The following is a 17,790-nucleotide window of genomic DNA, read 5'->3' on the forward strand; positions in this document are numbered from 1 at the left end:
ACCACTGTCAGGTTTTCTTCCACCATTGTGAACGTTCACTCCGCGTACAGGTCTGTGTCCCATACTTTCGGAACCACAAAGAGATTGATTTGCAAGGTGGATCAATAATTTCCTGAAAGATCAGCTTTTCCGGTAATGGGCTCCGCGGGATCGGGTATTGCGGAGGGCGGCCTCCGTGATGATCTGGGCCGCCATCGTTCCCTGAAAAAGCTCAATAATCGGTTTGCTGATCAATGACTCATGGTAAAACAGAGTGAGCCGCTTGCTTAAATCTCCCAGGTCTGCCACGGCTCGTTCCAGTCGTTCCTTGGTCCGCGTTATCCCCGCATAATTCCACATCGTCGATCGAATCCGGGTCCAATCCTGGAGGATCAGGGCTGGATCTTCATCATCCCGTTGACCCGAAGGGATCCAGTCCGGGATCGTCTCCAGAATCCTGCGTGACAACCGACGTCCCTGTGCCAGAGTCTTTCCGATGGAGAGTGCGGTATAGTAGCCCCAGGTCAGTCCTTCGAGAAGGGAGCTGGAAGCCAGGCGGTTCGCCCCGTGAATCCCGGTGCAGGATACTTCGCCCACGGCATACAGCCGGCGGATTGTTGTCTGTCCCTCCGTGTTGGAAAGGACTCCCCCGCAAAAATAATGAGCGGCAGGAACGACCGGTATCGGTTCCCGGCTGATGTCGATGCCGTACTTCTGACATTCCCGGTAAATCGTTGGGAAACGTTCCTGTATGGAAATCGATCCTTTGTAATGACTGGCAAGATCGAGGAGAACACATTCCTCCCCCCGCAGGGTCATTTCCTCAAGGATCGCCCTGGCAACGACATCCCGTGGAGCAAGATCCTGGAGCTCAGGATCATACCGTTCCATAAAAGGTTCACCCGACAGGTTAATCAGTCGGGCGCCCTCCCCCCGAAGGGATTCGGAGATAAGGAATCGATCGGCTCCGGTGCGATAGAGTGCTGTGGGGTGAAACTGAACATATTCGGTATTGAGAAGATAGGCACCGGCTCGTGATGCCATGACCATCCCCTGGCCGATACTTCCGGGCCAGTTGGTTGTGTGGCTGTAGAGGTGGCCGCATCCTCCGGTAGCCAGGACCACCGCGTTAGAAAAGGCGGCAATAACCTCCCGGGTACCATTATGAAAAAGATAGACTCCCACACATTCATTTTCCAGGTTGTACTTGAATTCATAGCTCGTGGAATGGTGGCGGATCGTTAGAAGATCGATGGCTGTCAGGTCTGTCACCAGGTCGATATTGGGATGATTTTTGACGGCGTTCAGCATGACCTGTTCAATAGCCTTCCCCGTATAATCCGCGACATGGATGATCCTGGGGCAGCTGTGGGCGCCCTCCGAGGTCAGGTGAAGGTGCCCGCCGTTTTCCGTGTCAAAGGGAACTTTGAGGTCCCGGATCAGAAGTGATTCCACGACATCAGGACCATGTTTGGCCAGAAAGTCCACGGCAGGCCGGTGACAGATGTCTGCTCCGGCATGCATGATGTCCTGAGCGAGAAGGGCAGAGGAGTCTCCTGAACCCCGGAAAATAATCCCACCCTGGGCCATAACCGAATTTGTCGCCAGAGGATCGGAGTTTTTCGTTACGCAGAGCACGTTGAGGCCATGACGACCCAGTGTGAGAGCTGTGGTAAGTCCGGAGATTCCTGTCCCAAGGACAATTACGTCATAGATGCAGCGATTTTTGAGGTTCACCATGGTCAGGAGGTCACTTCCCTGAATTCTTTTGCATAAATTCCAGGGTCGAAACCTGCAGGGAGAGGTCAAGGATGGGAGCGGAGTGGGTCAGGGCGCCAACGGAGATGAACTGGATTCCTGTGGAGGCAATGGCCCGCACGGTTTGAAGGTTTACTCCCCCGGAGACTTCCAGGGGAACCTTTCCTCTCGTTAAGGATACAGCCTGTTTCATTGTCTCCAGGTCAAAGTTGTCCAGCATGATGCGATCGACTCCCATGGTCAGGGCAAGTTTCAGCTCTTCCATATTGGTAACTTCAACAACCAGGGGTTTTTTGTTGGAACCCCTGTGATCTTTCACTGCCTGGATGGCCTTGTCAATACCTCCGGACACCCGCACGTGATTTTCCTTTATGAGGTACTCATCGTAAGCACCCATCCGGTGGTTTTTACCTCCCCCCACACGAACCGCGTATTTTTCAAGAAGCCTCCAGCCCGGCGTAGTCTTCCGCGTGTCGAGGAGGGTCACATTCTGAGCCTGCATCGTCGTGACAAATTTTCGTGTCAGAGTTGCGATTCCCGAAAGGTGCTGAAGAAAATTCAGTGCAACTCTCTCAGCCGACAGGATTCCTGTGCCGGAACCTTCGACTACCGCGATGGCCTGGTCAGTCTGGACAACTTCTCCGTCTTTGGCCTGGGGCGCTACGGAGATACTGGCCATACGATAGGTGAAAATATAGGGAAGGAGGGGGAGGCCGCAGATGACGCCGGGCTGCTTTGCGACGATTCGTGCAACGATGTTGTCACCGGGATGGCAGGTGGCCTCCGCGGTGATATCGGGCATATCTTCCCCGAAAGCCAGTGGGAGGAGGGATTCAAGGGATTCAAGGAGGGCAAACTTCTGACTCATTGAAATATTGTACCACTCGAAGGGAAGAAAATACGATCTTGAAACCGTACGGCCCGAATGCCGTATAATGGTCATATTGCACCCTGATCAAGGAGGTTTGAATGCGTCGTATACTCTTCGTATTCGCGCTCCTTCTCATGGGGAGCCTGCTCATTGCTGGCGCCTTTCAGGAGATGGAGCAATCGGTAACCGAATTCACCTTGGATAACGGGCTGAAGGTAATTCTCTTCGAGAATCATCAAGCGCCTGTCATCTCCATGGTGACCTACGTCAATGTTGGAAGTGCCAACGAAAAACCGGGTATTACCGGGATCGCCCACATTTTCGAACACATGGCATTTAAGGGAACCCACAACATCGGAACGTCGGACCCTGCCAAGGAAATGGAAGCGATGAAGAAAGTCGACGAGGCCTTCTATGCCTGGAAAGCCGAGTATGACAAAGGCGACCTCAAGGACAGCGCCAAGCTCGACGAATTAAAAAGCACCCTCGAGGAAGCAAAAAAGAATGCCAAGGAATATGTTGTATCCAATGAGTTTAATGAATTAGTGGAGCGTGAAGGCTGTTCCGGTCTCAACGCCTACACATCCTGGGATAATACTGCTTATTTTTACAACTTCCCCTCCAATAAGCTGGAGCTCTGGGCATACATGGAGTCCGAGCGTTTCTTGAATCCCCGCCTGCGCGAATTCTATTCGGAGAAAGACGTCGTGATGGAAGAGCGCAGGATGCGGACCGAATCAAGCCCGACAGGCCGGATGATTGAAGAATTCATCGCGATGGCCTACATCGCCCACCCCTACCATAATCCCGTCGTGGGCTGGATGTCCGATCTTATGACGATTACCCGCGCCGAGGCTCAGAACTGGTACGAGAATTACTACCAGCCCAACAACATGGTTGTTGCCATTGCGGGAGACGTTTTTCCCAGGGAAGCCAGGCCCATTATCGAAAAGTGGTTCGGTAGACTTCCGACCCGCCCCACTCCCGAACCGGTGGAGACCGTGGAGCCTCCGCAGAGGGGAGAGCGGCGGGAGATCATGGAAGATCCCTCGCAGCCCTTTGCCATTATTGGGTACCACAAGGGCGACTTCAACCATCCCGATGAATCGGTCTTTAACGCGATCACCGATATCATGGGGAATGGAAGAACCAGTCGTCTTTATAAGCGGCTTGTCCGAGATGACAAGATCGCCCTGGCTGCCGGAGCCTTCACCGGGATTCCCGGACAGAAGTTCCCCGGCCTCTTTATTTTTTACGGACTCCCCATGCAGGGCCACACCAATGATGAGGTGGAAAGTGTCATGTATGAGGAAATTGAGAAGATGAAGAATGAACCTGTTTCCGATGAAGAACTGAATCGTGTGAAAACCCGTGCCAAAGGTGATTTTCTGCGGGAGCTCCAATCCAATTCCGGTGTTGCTCACCAGCTGGCCTTCTATCAGACGATCACCGGGGACTGGCGGGATATGTTCTCCGAGCTGGAACAAATCGATAAAGTCACCAAGGACGACATCATGCGGGTGGCCAAGGAGTATTTCACCAGGACGAATCGGACCGTTGTCTTTCTCCAACCCGCGAAGGACGGAGGTGAATCATGAGACGGGTCCTTCTTTTCGCCTTCATCACGTTGATGGCATTTTCTCTTCTGGCTGTCGTACCTCAGGAATTTACAAAGCTTTCGGATAATGCTCCGGAACTTCGTCCCCTGAAAACGCCGGATGTTCAGCAGATCACGCTGAAAAACGGCCTCAGGATCATGCTGGTGGAAGACCACCGTCTTCCCCTCGTGTCTGGACGTCTCATGTACCGTGGCGGCAGTGTTTTTGATCCTGCCGACAAGGCCGGCCTTGCTGGTATTGCAACGGAAGTTATGAGAACCGGCGGAACCGAAGCTGTAACCGGAGATGATCTGAGCGAAATGCTGGAAAGCATGTCGGCCAGCGTCGAAGCCTTTGCCTCGAGCGAATCGGCCTATGTCTCCTTCAACTGCCTCAGTGAAAACTTCACCCAGGTCCTGGATATTTTCCGGGATATCGTTTTAAATCCTGCCTTTCGTGAGGATAAGATACAGCTGGCCAAAGATCAGATCAAAAGCGCCATATCCCGAAGAAATGACGAGGCTCAGGAAATCCTTTCCAGAGAATTTCCCCGCCTTCTCTACGGGAAGGATAATCCTTATGTCGCTATCGAGGAATACGCCACGGTGGATGCCATAACAAGGGACGACCTTGTGGCCTATCACCAGCGCTTTTTCTTCCCCTCCAACGGAATTCTTGCAATCTGGGGGGATATCGATGCCAAGGCGGTTGCCAAGACTCTGAAAGAAAGCTTTAAGGGATGGGAAGATAACGGCCGAAAGGTTGCCAGCTACCCGAAGATGAAGTACGACCTTACACCCGGTGTCTATTTTTCCCACAAGGACGGCGTGAATCAGAGCTACATCGAGCTGGGCCACTTTGGGATCCAGCGAGACAATCCTGATTACTACGCACTTGAAGTCATGAACCGGATCTTTGGAATGGGCGGGTTCGCCTCAAGGCTGTTCAAGAATATCCGTTCCAACAAGGGACTCACCTACGGTGTGTATGGAGGAGTTGACTGGGAATACACCCATCGCGGCTCCTTCTTTGTATCCACCTTTACGATGTCTCCCAAAACCGTGGACGCGATCAATGCCGTAATCGCGGAAATCCGTGACATCAAAACCAACGGTGTAACCCAGGAAGAGCTGGATAAGGCGAAAAAGGCTTTTTTTGAAAAGTTCGTCTTCAACTTTGATACGGCCGGTAAGCTTATCGGACGTCTGCAGTCCTATGCCTTTTACGGCATGCCGATGAACAGCCTTGATGTTCTTCGCGAAAAGATCAAAGCCGTCACCGTGGAGGATGTCAACAAGGTGGCCGCGAAGTATCTCGATCCCGACAACCTTCTGATCTACGTCGTTGGAAACAAGGACGAGATCGATCCCTCCCTCTCCGAGCTGGGTGAGGTCAAGGAAGTGGATATCACGATCCCCGCTCCGAAGGGAGAGGAAGCTCCCGAAGCGACGGAAGCCGATCTGGACAAGGGACGTGCACTGATGACCCGTGCCCTGAAGGCTCACGGGGGAGATGCCGTCCTGAAGGTAACGGGAAAAGAGGTAGAGGAAGAGCTCACCATGGATATGGGAGGACAGCAGTTTACCCTCACTACGGTTGCCAAGATGGTCCTTCCCGATAAGATCCACGTTACCGTGACCATGCCCTTCGGAACCATTGAGCAGGCTTACGATGGAACGACGGCATGGGTAAAGACACCCCAGGGTGTCCAACCCTATCCGGCCGAAGAGTTCAAAGATGAAATCATGAAGGAATTCTTCAACCTTCTCAATGCTGTGAAGAATCCTGATGTGACCTTCCAGTATGCAGGAACGGAATCCCTCGGAGACAAAACCGTGGATGCCGTCTTCGTGAAAAAGGGAGAAGCGCAGTTTAAAATTTTCCTGGACACGAAAGACCACTCCATTGCTGGAATGAAGTATCAGGGAAAGACCCAGATGGGGCCTGCTGAAATGGTTCAGGCTTACACAGATTATCAGACTGTGGACGGCGTAGTATACCCGGCTTCCTATACCGTGACGGCGAATGGTGAGCCCTATATCACGTCAAAGGTGCTGAAAGTTGTTCTCAGTCCGACCCTTGACGCTTCCATCTTTGCCATGCCGGGGGCGGCCGAGTGAGTCTGATTGAACGGATCCAGGAAGCCCTGAGGGCGGAGGGAGTTGACGGATGGCTTCTCTTTGATTTTCATCACAGGGATCCCCTGTCGTACCGGGTTCTCCAGCTTCCCATGGAAACGATGACAACCCGGAGATGGTTTTACTTTATCCCCGCATCTGGAGAGCCCCTCCGTCTGGTTCATGCCGTGGAGAAAACCAAGCTGGATGCTCTTCCCGGGAAAAAGATTGTCTATCGGGCGTGGAAAGAACTTCACCGTCTGCTTGCCGAGACATTGGGATCATGCCGAATCCTCGCAATGAATATGTCTCCCATGAACCACATTCCCTATGTCTCCCTGGCTGATGCAGGAACCGTGGAACTGGTTCGATCCTTTGGCCCGGAAGTAAAGTCATCTGCGAACCTGATCCAGGCATTTGAAGCCGTGATTCCCGAATCGGGGTATCAACTGCACCTTGAGGCCGGGCGCAAGGTTCATGCCATCAAGGATGAAGCCTTTTCCCTGATTGAATCAATGATCCGGAAAGGAGAATCGATCACGGAGTATGAAGTTCAGCAATTCATTGTGAAACGATTCTCTGACGAAGGCCTCACCTGTGATGGAGATGAACCCATTGTGGGTGTGAATGAACATCCTGCGGATCCGCACTTTATGCCAACCCCGGAAAATTCCTACGCGATCAAGAAAGGGGATACCCTTCTTATCGACCTATGGGCCCGGCTTGATCGTCCGGATGGCATTTACCACGATATTACCTGGTGTGGATATCTGGGCTCAACTCCACCGGACGAGTATGAACGTATTTTTGACACGGTTGTGAAGGCCCGGGATCGAGCGGTCATGTTCGCGCGGGAACGATTCTCCGGAGGAGTGGGGGTTCATGGATGGGAAGTCGATGATGCCTGCCGGGAGGTTGTATCCGGGGCAGGGTACGGAGACTTCTTTGTCCATCGAACCGGCCACTCCATTGGACGGGAAGTGCACGGAAACGGTGTCAATATTGACAACCTCGAAACCAAGGACGAACGTCCTCTTGTTCCCGGGATCTGCTTTTCCGTGGAACCGGGAATTTACCTGGAAGGGAAGATGGCGGTTCGAACCGAAGTTGACGTCTTTGTCACGCATGACAACCGGGTTGAGGTTACCGGGCCTTCCCAGGAAAAACTTCTACTGTTAAACGTAGACTAAGTGCTTCGGGGGGCGGATTTTCCGCCCCCCTTTTTTTGAACTCCCCCCTGTATGGTTGTACAATAAGATGATGGATGGCTTTTTTGAGCTCTTGAAAAGTCGATCCGAAAGGCAGGAAATTCCATGGATGTTGTAAATGTCTTTATTGTTGATGACGATCCCGATATCCTGCGCTATCTGCGCGCAGTTCTGGAAGGGCAGGGGTACACCGTCCGAACCGCACAATCGGGGGAAGAAGCCCTGAATGCGCTGGAGCAGTTTCTGCCGGAAATCATCATTTCCGATGTGCAGATGGGGGGTATGTCCGGATACGAGCTCTGCAGGCGAATCCGATCCCTGGGCCATGATGCGATTCCCTTCTTCTTCTGTACCGTTCTTGGAAGTCAGCCCGAGAGAATTCAGGGGTTGAAGGTGGGAGCAGATGAGTATCTTGTCAAACCGGTGGACCCGGAAGAGCTCGTTCTTCGCGTGGGCCGTCATATCGAAAAAGTCCGCAGAATCAGGGCCATGGCGGACATTGTAAAAGATCGCGAAAGCCTGGGGATCATAACGGGAACAATCGGGGATGTGACGATACCCGACCTGCTTCAGCTCGTAAACTATTTAAACCTTGATGAAATCTGCCTTCACATCGAGACTCCGCAAGGAGAATGGGGGAAAATATTCCTCGCCAGGAAACATCTCCTTCACGCGGAAACCGAAAACCTAACAGGGAAAAAAGCCTTTTTTACCATGATGGGATGGACGGCCGGATCCTTTAAGGTTGAACCGAAAATCTTTCTCGATGAACCGACCATGGATGACTCCCTGGGCTCCGCCCTGATGTCCAGCATCACCCAGCTGGATGAGTGTGAAGTTCTCCTGAATCACATTACAGAGGGCGGGAATGTCCTGGAAGTTACCCCGGATCACGGGATTGATTTGCCTCCATCCGGATCGACTATGCAAAAGATGCTGGATCTTGTTGAGAAACATGGTCAGATCGGGACAGTCATTGCCATGAGTTCTCTGACCGAACTCGAATCCCTCCGTGCCCTGTGCCAGCTTCTGGATGCAGGGATTATCCACCATTTACAAACGTCCGAATCCTGATTATCTCTTTTTTTCATAAACAAAAGGGGGAGCGGCAAGGCTCCCCCCTGTACCGTCGTTAAGTCGTTCCTACAGGTCTAATGTGTCCGTGGAGGAAGCCTGACATCCTGTCTGGGTGTCCGTCACGGTGAAGGTGACATTGTATGAGCCCGATGCACCGTAGGTGTGAACCGGATCTTCCAGGGTCGATGTTGAACTGTCCCCGAAGGACCAGTTGTAGCTGTACGCACCTGAACCGCCCCCTGCCGTACCATCGAATGTGACCTGGAGGCCGGAGGGTGTCGAGGTGAAGGAAGCGGTTACCCCCGTGCCAAACTTCACGATTTTCACAACAGCCTCCTGCTGGTTCGACGGCTGAGTCGAATCCGTCACGGTAAGGGTCACATCCCGGCTGTAGGGCGGAAATGTATAGGTATGGGATGGGTCGGTGTCGGAGGGTGCGCAATCCATTGTGGCCGTACTGCAAGTCGCGCCATCCCCAAATTCCCACACGTAATCGTACGGACCGATTCCACCCTGGACCATGGCTGAGAAGTCAATCTGCCCCGACCCATTGCAGGAGGGGGAGTTGGATGTGAAATTGATGTTCAGGACATCGGGACACATCGTTTCGCAGTCATTGGCGCTTCGGATGTCATAGAAATAGAGGTTGGCGACCGTAGCCGTTGCATCGTCATACTGCTGATCGTTGATGGGATCATCCAGGGCAAGTGGATCAGGAATATCCGGGCAGATCATATTCCAGTCGTCGGGAACGATACCGGTACAGTCAGTCGTGCGGTAGACATGGTAATGGGTCGTCTCAGGAGCAGGTACCACATTGTCCCAGTCCAGGTGCACGGAACCATCCGGGTTCTTCCATGCCCGGAGGTCATTCCCGATGTCGTACGGTTTGTCCACCACGCTTGAGGGGAGGTTGTCGGTGATGGGACCGACATTGACGTCGGTATACATCCCGCCGTGAGGTCCTGCCGTGCAGCCTCCCGGAGCCGGATCGTCATCCTCCGCTCTCACCACGTACCAGTAGTTGATAAACTGGGTCACCGAGTTGTCGATGAACTCAAGTGTGGTGACCTGTTCAGCAATTGCCGGTTTTGAAACGGCATCGGCAAAGGAGATGGACGAGCGGTAAATATCGTAATGTCCCGATCCGCTGTTAAACGTCGCAGCATTCCAGAAGATCCTCAGGCCCACGGGACAGCTGAGATCCTCCACATTAGCTGTCGAAAAAGTCGGGATGGCACACCCGCAGTTGATCGCAGACTGCTGATAGGAGCTCCCGCCTGATACAGAACAGGCGGTTGCCGTATCTCCTGCTTCCTGGCACTCCTTCACATAGTCATAAAAGTCGGCGTATGCGTAAATCGTGCCGATCCCTGAATTCTGGATATTCACCACAAGCGACCCTGATTCTGTTGCTCCCGGAGTTACGGTAACGTCCTCTTCTGTCGATCCTCCCAGGTCGGACCAGGCCACAACAGTGGTTGTCGCCTCTGAGCAACCTGCATTGGAGATCGTGTAATCCACCGTGTAAGTCGGGCAGCTTCCGGAGATGGTCATTGATTCGACATTCAGGGCCGGGTAGGGATCGTATGCGGCAAGCGCTTCACAGTAGTTATCGTAAATCTTAAAACCGGGTGTATCGGTTCCTGTGCAGTTGGAATAGAGATCCCAGATAAATCCGCCCCAGTCCACGAACTCTGCACGGTAGATCCCGCAGAGCGTCGGAGAACCATAAAACCAGATGTCCGTGGTCTGGTCATTCCAGTTTGGATCCAGCCCCCCGCAATCCTCCCACTGGATATTGGTTCCTTCTGCCAGCCAGCCTCCCGTCGATTGAGCATATAGGTAGACATACTGGCCGTTCGTCATGTCATAAATCGAGAGATCTCCTGATTCATTGTCATAGAGGGGCATATGCATTTCGGTGCCACACTCCGCAACGATGTACATGTCAAACGTGCAGGGAGTGGAAAAACAGGTATTACCGGAATCACGGCAGTAATCGCAGTCGTCGAAATTCCACTCAAAGGCCGATGTCGTGGAAGTTGTGATGGGAGAACGGGGATTTTCGCATGAGGTCCACCGGTTATGCATGGTCGGATCCACACAGGAGGTGCAATTAACCGTTAAATTAAACGGACCATTATCGGCGGCGGAGAATCCATCGACAACGATGTAATAGGTCCCGGCAGAAATATTATATTTGAAGTAGTCACTTCCCCCGGCAACACAGGAGCACTTGGAACAGCTGTCCAGCAGAAAGGCATCCAGCTCACTCGTTCCGAAATTAGAGAGGATGACCTCCAGGATCGTATCTTCAGCAATGGAAATTTCGAAAACCTGTTCGTTGCCGTCGTACGTATCATTTGCACAACTGTAGGCATTCGCATTATTTGCCAGCCCTCCCGCGGAGGTGTCGCCGGCGTTCGTGGAGTTGCAGGCGATGACAGTGGCCGCTCCGCAGTTCACATCGGACGAACCTCCGGCTTCAACGCCGCACACCTGTACATTATCGACCATCCAGTACATTTCGTAACTTGCATTGTAGTAACGGAATCCAACTTCAAGATCCGTTTGATTCAGTGCCTCTGCAGAGATGTCGATGTCGACGGTTTCCGGATTGGGACTGCTCGCCCCGGAGTAATTTGCAACAACCTGCCAACCCGAAGTTGCAGAGGAGCGTACGGCGATTTCACCCTGTTCATCCAGGCTGAGGCTGTACCAGAAGAAGTAATGATCAAAGACCAGGTGGACTTCTGTGAATGGTCCTCCAGCGGTTGCGTCGATTACCGGTGAGAAGAATCGTTCATCCATCGTGCACCCTGATCCGGCCTCGTCACTGTCGCAAATCATAAATGGAGTTGTCACGGGCAAGGTGGCGGTTCGTAACCCCGGATTCGCATCTGTCCAGGTCTCTGCGGGTCCGGAACAATCCCCATTATGATCCACCGTCCATGAAACGGGTAGACCTCCGCTGAAATCTTCAGAAAAGATCGTCGCAGTGCAGTTTGACGAACAGGAAGGGGTAAGGGGAGTGTTGCACACGATTCTTAAATCGTAGGTTCCGTTGTCGAAGGGAGTCCTTCCGTCCACGATCAGGTAATAGGTCCCTGCGGGAGCATTGTCCAGATGGATTTCCTGGACACCGCCTTCAATGACGTTATTCACGTTGCAGGTATCCACCTCAAGAAGGAAGAGAAACTGGCTGCGTCCCGGGTGGTTTTCCAGGTAGAAATCCAGGTTGGTCGGCGAAGCAATCGTCAGAGCATAGACAATGTCGCTTCCATTGAAGGTCCCATTGACGCCTGCATACTCCACGCCGTCGTTGGGCAGTCCAATCGTATCCCCGTTGATCGTATCTCCGCAGCTCACAGGGGTGGCTGCACCGCAGTCTATATTGTTCGGAATGGGGCAGGTAACCAGCAGGTTGGAATAGGTACCGGAGGCACTGGAGGAGTATCCATCCACGACGATATAGTAAGTCTGGGGTGATGTTGTGGTTACCAGAGTTATATTCCCTGAATCGACCCAATCCGTACAGGATGTACCGTCCGCACAGTTGTCAAGAACGTAGAGGACGTGATCGAAACCTGGAGTAGGCATAGAGATCACCAGCGTCGATCCCACCGGGCCGTCAAATACCAGCTTCCAAATCTCTTCCGGGCCGGCTCCGCTTCCGCAGGATGGATTGATGACATTCGTGTCGTTGGAAGTATCTCCGGAAACGGGAGTGTTGCAGGAGATTACCGGTATGCTGATACATGGATCGTTGCAGCTCATCGAAATGTCAAACACGGCATCGTTTTCCGATGCATCAAATCCTTCCACGACAATATAGTAGGTCCCCGGGCTTAGTGCGTAAGCACTGATGGAGGTCCCTCCTCCCTCGATGCACGCGCAGGGATCGCAGGCGCTCAGGAGGAAAACGGCCAGGTCTTCGTCCCCGAAATTGGAGAGAGTGATGTTGACGGTCTGGACCTGGGAGATCGTGAACCTGTAGACCATTTCATTAGCGCTGAAGGTGTAGTCGGAGCAGCCGTACTCCTGTTGATTATTTGCACTTCCCATCTTTTCCCCGGTCAGGGTATCACCACAGGCGATTGTGTCGGTACCCGGACAGGAAAGGTGTGCCGAACTGGAGGGTGAACCGCACACAGCCACATCGTCAACTTTCCAGTACCAGTCATTATTCGCGTTGTAATAACGCCAGCGAAGCACGATATTGTTGTCTCCGGCAGCGTCGGAGGAAATGTCGTAGCTCTCTGTGGTTCCCAGAACATCGGCATCGAAGGTGGCCACATTTGTGTTGAAATTTCCCCCGCCGTTTTTAGAGAGATCGACATCGGCCGTGTCTCCTCCGGCACCGATATCATCATAGTAATGCCAGAACTTCAGGATAACAGAAGTGTAAGATGAACAGTCCAAAACCGGAGTGATCAGCTCCTCATCCTGATTTTCGATGGGTGTATAGTAAACCCTGGCGACGTAGTTCTGGGGGGCGCCATTACTCCACCTGTGCCAGTCGTTGTAATCCCAGCTTGATCCTCCCGCGTTATCCTCAATTGACCAGCCCGCTGGCGGATTGTCGCCGTAAGTACCCCAGGTACCTTCGAAATTTTCCTCGAGGATCGGTTCGTACCCGGGATCGCAGAGACCCCCTCCGCAGCTTAAGGTGGATGGTGCGGAACAGAGCACCTCCAGGTGGAACGTACCATTGTCCTGGGCAGCTAAGCCGTCGACGATAAGGTAATAATCACCAGGGTCAGCGAGGTAGGTGATCTGCGAGTCCTCATGAAGGACACAGAAATTGGGATTGCATCCGTCCAGGAGAACAAGGTCCAGGTCCCGGGTCCCGGTGTTGGACAGCGAGGCTAGAAGGTACACGGGATCGGTATTCCCGGTCAGGTCAAGGTGATAGATGAGTTCCCGGCCCTGAAGATCGCGTACACCGCAGCCATACCGTGCCTGTCCGGCCAGACCTGTTGTCGTATCTCCATCCAGTTCCGTGTTGCAGGTGATATCCACGGCTCCCGCGCAATTTAAATTGTTGGCCAGGGGACAGGTGATCGTTAGATCTGCCGTTCCGGAGCTTCCCGCCTTGTCGCTGTCAATTACTAGAAGGTACGTTCCCGCTGTAGCCGCCGGATAACTGGCCGTTGTGTTACCGTATGCCACGCAGGAATCGGGATCACAGGCATCGAGGATGAAGATATCCAGATCATCGCCTGCCAGGTTGGATAACGTCGCAGTAATATCACCAGCGGCTGGTGTGGTGAATTCATAGACAACCTCGGGGCCATAATAGTAATTCCCGGGATCGCAGTTATAGCTTGCTACATTCTCATTCCCTGTCGAAGTGTCAACACTGACTGTTGAGCCGCAGGCAAGCGGAATTGGTGAACCGCAGTCCAAAGTGTTTGCGGAGCAGCTGACCGTCAGATCATAGGTGCCGGAACCGGTTCCGTATCCATCGATAACGATAAAAAAGGTTTGAGGGCTGGAGGTTGTTGTAACGTCAATCGTCCCGGGATCGGAGTAGTGGGTGCAGGAATTTTCATCCGTGCAGTCCGAAAGAATATAGACGACATGGTCCCACCCGGGGGAGGGGACGGAAATGTTGATATTCGATCCAATGGGTCCGTTGTAAACCAGCTTCCACATCTCATCCTTCCCCCCGGAGGTCCCGCATGGCGGGTGAAAATCATCCGTATCGTCGGAGGTGTCTCCAGACACGGTATCCCCGCAGTTTACAACGGGAAGGGTGTCGCACGGATCCGTACAGGTGATATCGATGTCAAAAGAACCATCGTCTCCCGAAGTGTACCCGTCCACGACAATTGTATAGGTTCCTGCAGGCACAGTTTCACTGATGGCAGGACCGACAGCGATGCAATCGCAGGCGTCACAGCTTGAAAGAAGCAGGACATTTAGATCTCTCGTTCCATAATTGGAGAGAGCGATATCCAAAACTGTGGATCCGGCCAGCGTGATCTCATACATCTTCTCAGAACCCGCGTACGCAAAAATATCACACGCATAGCAGTCAAATTCCGATGTTCCGCCTGCTGTCGTATCTGTCGCACTGTAAGGACATGTAATGGTTTGTGCACTGGAACAGTCCGCTCCACCGCCTGCGGAGACTCCGCATACCCCAACGTTATCAACGTACCAGTACCAGGCCCAGGTGTTATTGTCATCATAGACAAATCTGATCTGCAGGTCAGCAGCACCCAGGGCTATCGTCGAAATATATCGATATCCACGGCCGCCGGATTAGTGGTCGAGGCATTCCATGTCTGGACGGTTTGCCATACGTCGCCGGTATTAGACGACCTGGCCTGTACTAATGCTGTGTCGCTCGAGGAATGACGGTAGTAGTGGTCGAAGGTTAGATGGATCTCGCTAAAGGGTCCGCCGGTGGTGCAGTTGATACGGGGCGAACGTAATCCTTCCTGCATACGGATACCATCACCGTAACAATCCGAATCCACAGCCATCCAGATGCCGGAGAGAGGGGAGGCAGGATTAATGCTTCCGCAGCCGGAAGGATCGCTGACATCATCCTCAAACCAGGTGTCCGTACTGTCACCGCTGTCCTGAATGGTCCATGTGCCCGGGAGACCTGCATCAAAATCTTCAGTAAAGATGGGGATGTCACAGGAACTGCTGCAGTTAATGGAGCATGTTGCGTCACAGTCCACGGAAATATCGAAGGGACCGGTGTCCCCGTTCCTTTCACCATCTACGACGATATAGTACGTTCCAGCGGACAGCTGGGTTGCCGTGATCGAGTTGTCCCCCCAGGCGATGCAGTTTGTCACTTCATTGCAGTCGGAAAGGAGAAAGACGTCGAGCCTCTCCCCGCCACCGTGAGAGATCGTAATCGTGACATTGGCCTCGGTAGCGAGCACAAATTCGAATACTTCTTCGTCCCCGTCGTACGTCGTGCCGTTACAGCCGTAATCCGTGATGACATCGCTGAAGCTTGAAGTGATATTGGTTAACGTATCGCCGCACGAAATGGAGGTGGCGCCGGTGCAGTCAATGACTGAAATCCCTGTGTAAAACTCGATTGCATAACTGTCGCTTAAGGTCACTCCGGTTCCGTTGTAGAGACATTCGAGCCCATCATCCTCCGCCGTATTTTCGATTCCGACTGTGCAGCTGTTTTGGAGGGAATCAACTGTCTGGTACTGAAGCTTGATCGTACCTGAATCGTAGAGAATAATTTCAAAAGTGTTGTAGGTGTTGGTTAAATATTTCTCTACATCATCCCATTGAATAACGGCGTAAGTGCCGAAATCCTCGAAGTACACCTCGCCTGGAAGCGTCGGGGGATCCAGGTCATCCCAGAAGGCCGCCACCATGAGCGGAGGGCCGTCCACTCCTGGTATCCCGTAATTTCCCGCCCAGGAACTTGTCTCATTGGTATCAAATGTAATCCAGCCGTTGGAACTGATCTTGATCTGGTTATAGTTGGTACCATAGAAATTAAACTGGAAACTTAGTGTCTGGGGCGTGCTGAGCTCGTCGTCGATCAGATCCAGGTCAAATCCTGATGAAGCAATTTCAATCCAGGAGTACGTTGCCCCATCTGCCGTATCACGCCACATGTACCCGTAAGAGTCCGGGCCCCCCGTCGCTGCCGGTAATAAAGTCGAAAGGAGCAAAACTGTGAAAAGTAATCCTATCAGAACGTAATTACGCGAAGTCATGAGCGCCTCCTCAATGGGTCGCGAATTCGACCGCGTCAATAACAAAGCCATCGGGTTTTGAAAATACCATCAGGCCGTTTTTCGTTTTTACAAGGGTGCGGATTTTCTCGAAGGAACGCTTGAAAAAAGTCGTTTTCTCTTCTCCCTGGAGCGTCGTGAAGTTTCCGTTGATCGTAAACTCAATCTTCAGATCGTAGGTCACTCCTTTGTACACCGCATCACGGCCGGATGTGACGTGAATCTTTTCAATCACTCCGCTTCCTTTAAAGGCATTGTGCAGAGCAAGATCCATGTTATTTGTGCCCGCGGCAAGAGGGGTAAGAAAACCAGTAAGAAGGCAAAGTATAGAAATCCATTTCGTCATGGTACCTCCTGCCGCCATTTATGCAAATCATGTGCCGTGAGCATTATCTTAGAGAAAAAATTATTTAAGTATAGTAATAAGAGTAGTATAAGTTCGTGTATATTTTCACAATATAACAAAAAGTCAGCATCGCTATGTGTAATAATGTAACACATTGCCATCTGCTTTGTGCAGGCTTTTATGCAATTCGAGGAACCTTTTCCTGTCCCTGGAGTCTCCATGATCAGGAGGTGAGCCATGGTCCGAAACGATCTTGTGAACTGGGAGAGTCCAAAAGAGAGCCTCCGGTTGGCGATCACTGTTGCCGTTGCCATCCATCTGCTCCTCTTTCTGATTGTCTTTCCAACCTCTCACTCCACCCATCCAATCCGGGTTCCGATTCCTGTTCCTCCATCGGTTCTGAGTCAATACCAGCCGCCACCCCCGCCGGAGGAATCAAATCCCGTCCAACAAATCGATCACAGGGCCGCCTGGTCAATCATTCCCACTGTGGAGAATCCAGGCCTTCGGGATCCTGATCTTCCTGTGCCCCAACCCATCATCGAAGAGGATGTCCGTGCCACGAGCGAAATTCCCATAATTTTCCCTCCCACACCGCCATCCATCCCGGATACGGTGATCCGGATTCCGGGGGTCGATGCTCCAAAAGCGATCTATCAGCCGTACCCTGCCTTTCCATCCACGGCTCTGAACCTAGGGAAGGGAGGCATGGTGATTGCCAGGCTTACATTGAATACTGAGGGATTTGTGGAGGAAGTTAAGGTCCTCCGCACGGAAAAAGGCCTCCTTGGACACATCCTTGAAGCAGCAGTCAGGGATACCCTTGCGACCTGGATTTATGAGCCGACTACGGTGGAAGGAAACCCCGTGAAGGTCCAGATGGTTGTGACTGTGATGTTCAACCTGAATCGGTAAAAGAGGGTAATAGCAGGAAACTGAATAAATGGAGGAACCATCTTGACACCCGGAGCGACTTTGCCTATACTAAGGCGCCGCTAACCAGGCGGCGCTTCTTTCTCAAACTGCTCGGGCGTAGCTCAATCGGTAGAGCGGGTGGCTGTTAACCACTAGGTCGGGGGTTCAAATCCCTCCGCCCGAGCCAA

Annotated in this window: 10 protein-coding genes and 1 tRNA gene; 6 read left to right on the forward strand and 5 right to left on the reverse strand. The window is 52.5% G+C overall.

Going from position 1 to position 17,790, the window contains the following annotated elements; genetic code table 11:
• Nucleotides 1-120: 120 nt before the first annotated feature.
• Together nadB and nadC are read right to left on the reverse strand one after the other, a co-directional pair.
• Nucleotides 121-1,719, reverse strand: a complete 1,599-nt coding sequence (nadB, locus tag PLD04_11885) for an L-aspartate oxidase (GenBank protein ID HXK69035.1) — start codon at nucleotides 1,717-1,719, stop codon at nucleotides 121-123.
• A 10-nt stretch (nucleotides 1,720-1,729) separates the two neighbouring features.
• The gene (gene nadC, locus PLD04_11890; protein ID HXK69036.1) at nucleotides 1,730-2,605 is read right to left on the reverse strand and encodes a carboxylating nicotinate-nucleotide diphosphorylase; all 876 of its coding nucleotides are present in this window, start codon (nucleotides 2,603-2,605) and stop codon (nucleotides 1,730-1,732) included.
• Between the two features lie 101 nt (nucleotides 2,606-2,706).
• Between nadC and PLD04_11895 the strand changes: the two genes are divergently transcribed.
• The 4 genes from PLD04_11895 to PLD04_11910 all read left to right on the forward strand — a co-directional run bounded on the left by PLD04_11895 (nucleotide 2,707) and on the right by PLD04_11910 (nucleotide 8,605).
• Nucleotides 2,707-4,206, forward strand: coding sequence for a pitrilysin family protein (locus PLD04_11895; protein HXK69037.1), 1,500 nt, complete (start codon nucleotides 2,707-2,709; stop codon nucleotides 4,204-4,206).
• Entirely contained in the window at nucleotides 4,203-6,326 is a 2,124-nt protein-coding gene (locus PLD04_11900; GenBank protein HXK69038.1) for a pitrilysin family protein, read from the forward strand. The genes PLD04_11895 and PLD04_11900 overlap by 4 nt, the downstream gene beginning before the upstream one ends.
• Nucleotides 6,323-7,513, forward strand: coding sequence for a M24 family metallopeptidase (locus tag PLD04_11905; GenBank protein ID HXK69039.1), 1,191 nt, complete (start codon nucleotides 6,323-6,325; stop codon nucleotides 7,511-7,513). Before PLD04_11900 ends, PLD04_11905 begins: the two co-directional genes overlap by 4 nt.
• 123 nt (nucleotides 7,514-7,636) lie before the next feature.
• Complete coding sequence (locus PLD04_11910) at nucleotides 7,637-8,605, forward strand: response regulator (GenBank protein ID HXK69040.1); 969 nt, start codon at nucleotides 7,637-7,639, stop codon at nucleotides 8,603-8,605.
• A gap of 69 nt (nucleotides 8,606-8,674) precedes the next feature.
• Here the strand turns inward: PLD04_11910 and PLD04_11915 are convergent, their stop codons facing one another.
• From PLD04_11915 to PLD04_11925, 3 genes are all read right to left on the reverse strand, one after another.
• Nucleotides 8,675-14,608 carry a PKD domain-containing protein gene (locus PLD04_11915; GenBank protein HXK69041.1) on the reverse strand — a complete coding sequence of 1,978 codons (5,934 nt, stop codon included), beginning with the start codon at nucleotides 14,606-14,608 and terminating at the stop codon, nucleotides 8,675-8,677.
• 236 nt (nucleotides 14,609-14,844) lie between these two features.
• Entirely contained in the window at nucleotides 14,845-16,323 is a 1,479-nt protein-coding gene (locus PLD04_11920; protein HXK69042.1) for a pre-peptidase C-terminal domain-containing protein, read from the reverse strand.
• Nucleotides 16,324-16,333: 10 nt separating this feature from the next.
• Complete coding sequence (locus PLD04_11925) at nucleotides 16,334-16,687, reverse strand: hypothetical protein (protein ID HXK69043.1); 354 nt, start codon at nucleotides 16,685-16,687, stop codon at nucleotides 16,334-16,336.
• Between the two features lie 237 nt (nucleotides 16,688-16,924).
• Between PLD04_11925 and PLD04_11930 the strand changes: the two genes are divergently transcribed.
• A complete protein-coding gene (locus tag PLD04_11930) occupies nucleotides 16,925-17,602 on the forward strand; it encodes an energy transducer TonB (GenBank protein ID HXK69044.1) in 678 nt (225 codons plus the stop codon).
• A gap of 111 nt (nucleotides 17,603-17,713) precedes the next feature.
• Nucleotides 17,714-17,789 (forward strand) — tRNA-Asn (locus PLD04_11935).
• Nucleotide 17,790: the final 1 nt, after the last annotated feature.

The organism is Thermoanaerobaculia bacterium, assembly GCA_035593605.1.
Classification (GTDB): Bacteria; Acidobacteriota; Thermoanaerobaculia; order UBA2201; family DAOSWS01; genus DAOSWS01.

Coding starts and splice junctions, on each gene's coding strand:
- nadB (HXK69035.1), bottom strand. CDS start 1,719: ATGGTGAACCTCAAAAATCGCTGCATCTATGACGTAATTGTCCTTGGG.
- nadC (HXK69036.1), bottom strand. CDS start 2,605: ATGAGTCAGAAGTTTGCCCTCCTTGAATCCCTTGAATCCCTCCTCCCA.
- PLD04_11895 (HXK69037.1), top strand. CDS start 2,707: ATGCGTCGTATACTCTTCGTATTCGCGCTCCTTCTCATGGGGAGCCTG.
- PLD04_11900 (HXK69038.1), top strand. CDS start 4,203: ATGAGACGGGTCCTTCTTTTCGCCTTCATCACGTTGATGGCATTTTCT.
- PLD04_11910 (HXK69040.1), top strand. CDS start 7,637: ATGGATGTTGTAAATGTCTTTATTGTTGATGACGATCCCGATATCCTG.
- PLD04_11915 (HXK69041.1), bottom strand. CDS start 14,608: ATGTATGAGATCACGCTGGCCGGATCCACAGTTTTGGATATCGCTCTC.
- PLD04_11920 (HXK69042.1), bottom strand. CDS start 16,323: ATGACTTCGCGTAATTACGTTCTGATAGGATTACTTTTCACAGTTTTG.
- PLD04_11925 (HXK69043.1), bottom strand. CDS start 16,687: ATGACGAAATGGATTTCTATACTTTGCCTTCTTACTGGTTTTCTTACC.
- PLD04_11930 (HXK69044.1), top strand. CDS start 16,925: ATGGTCCGAAACGATCTTGTGAACTGGGAGAGTCCAAAAGAGAGCCTC.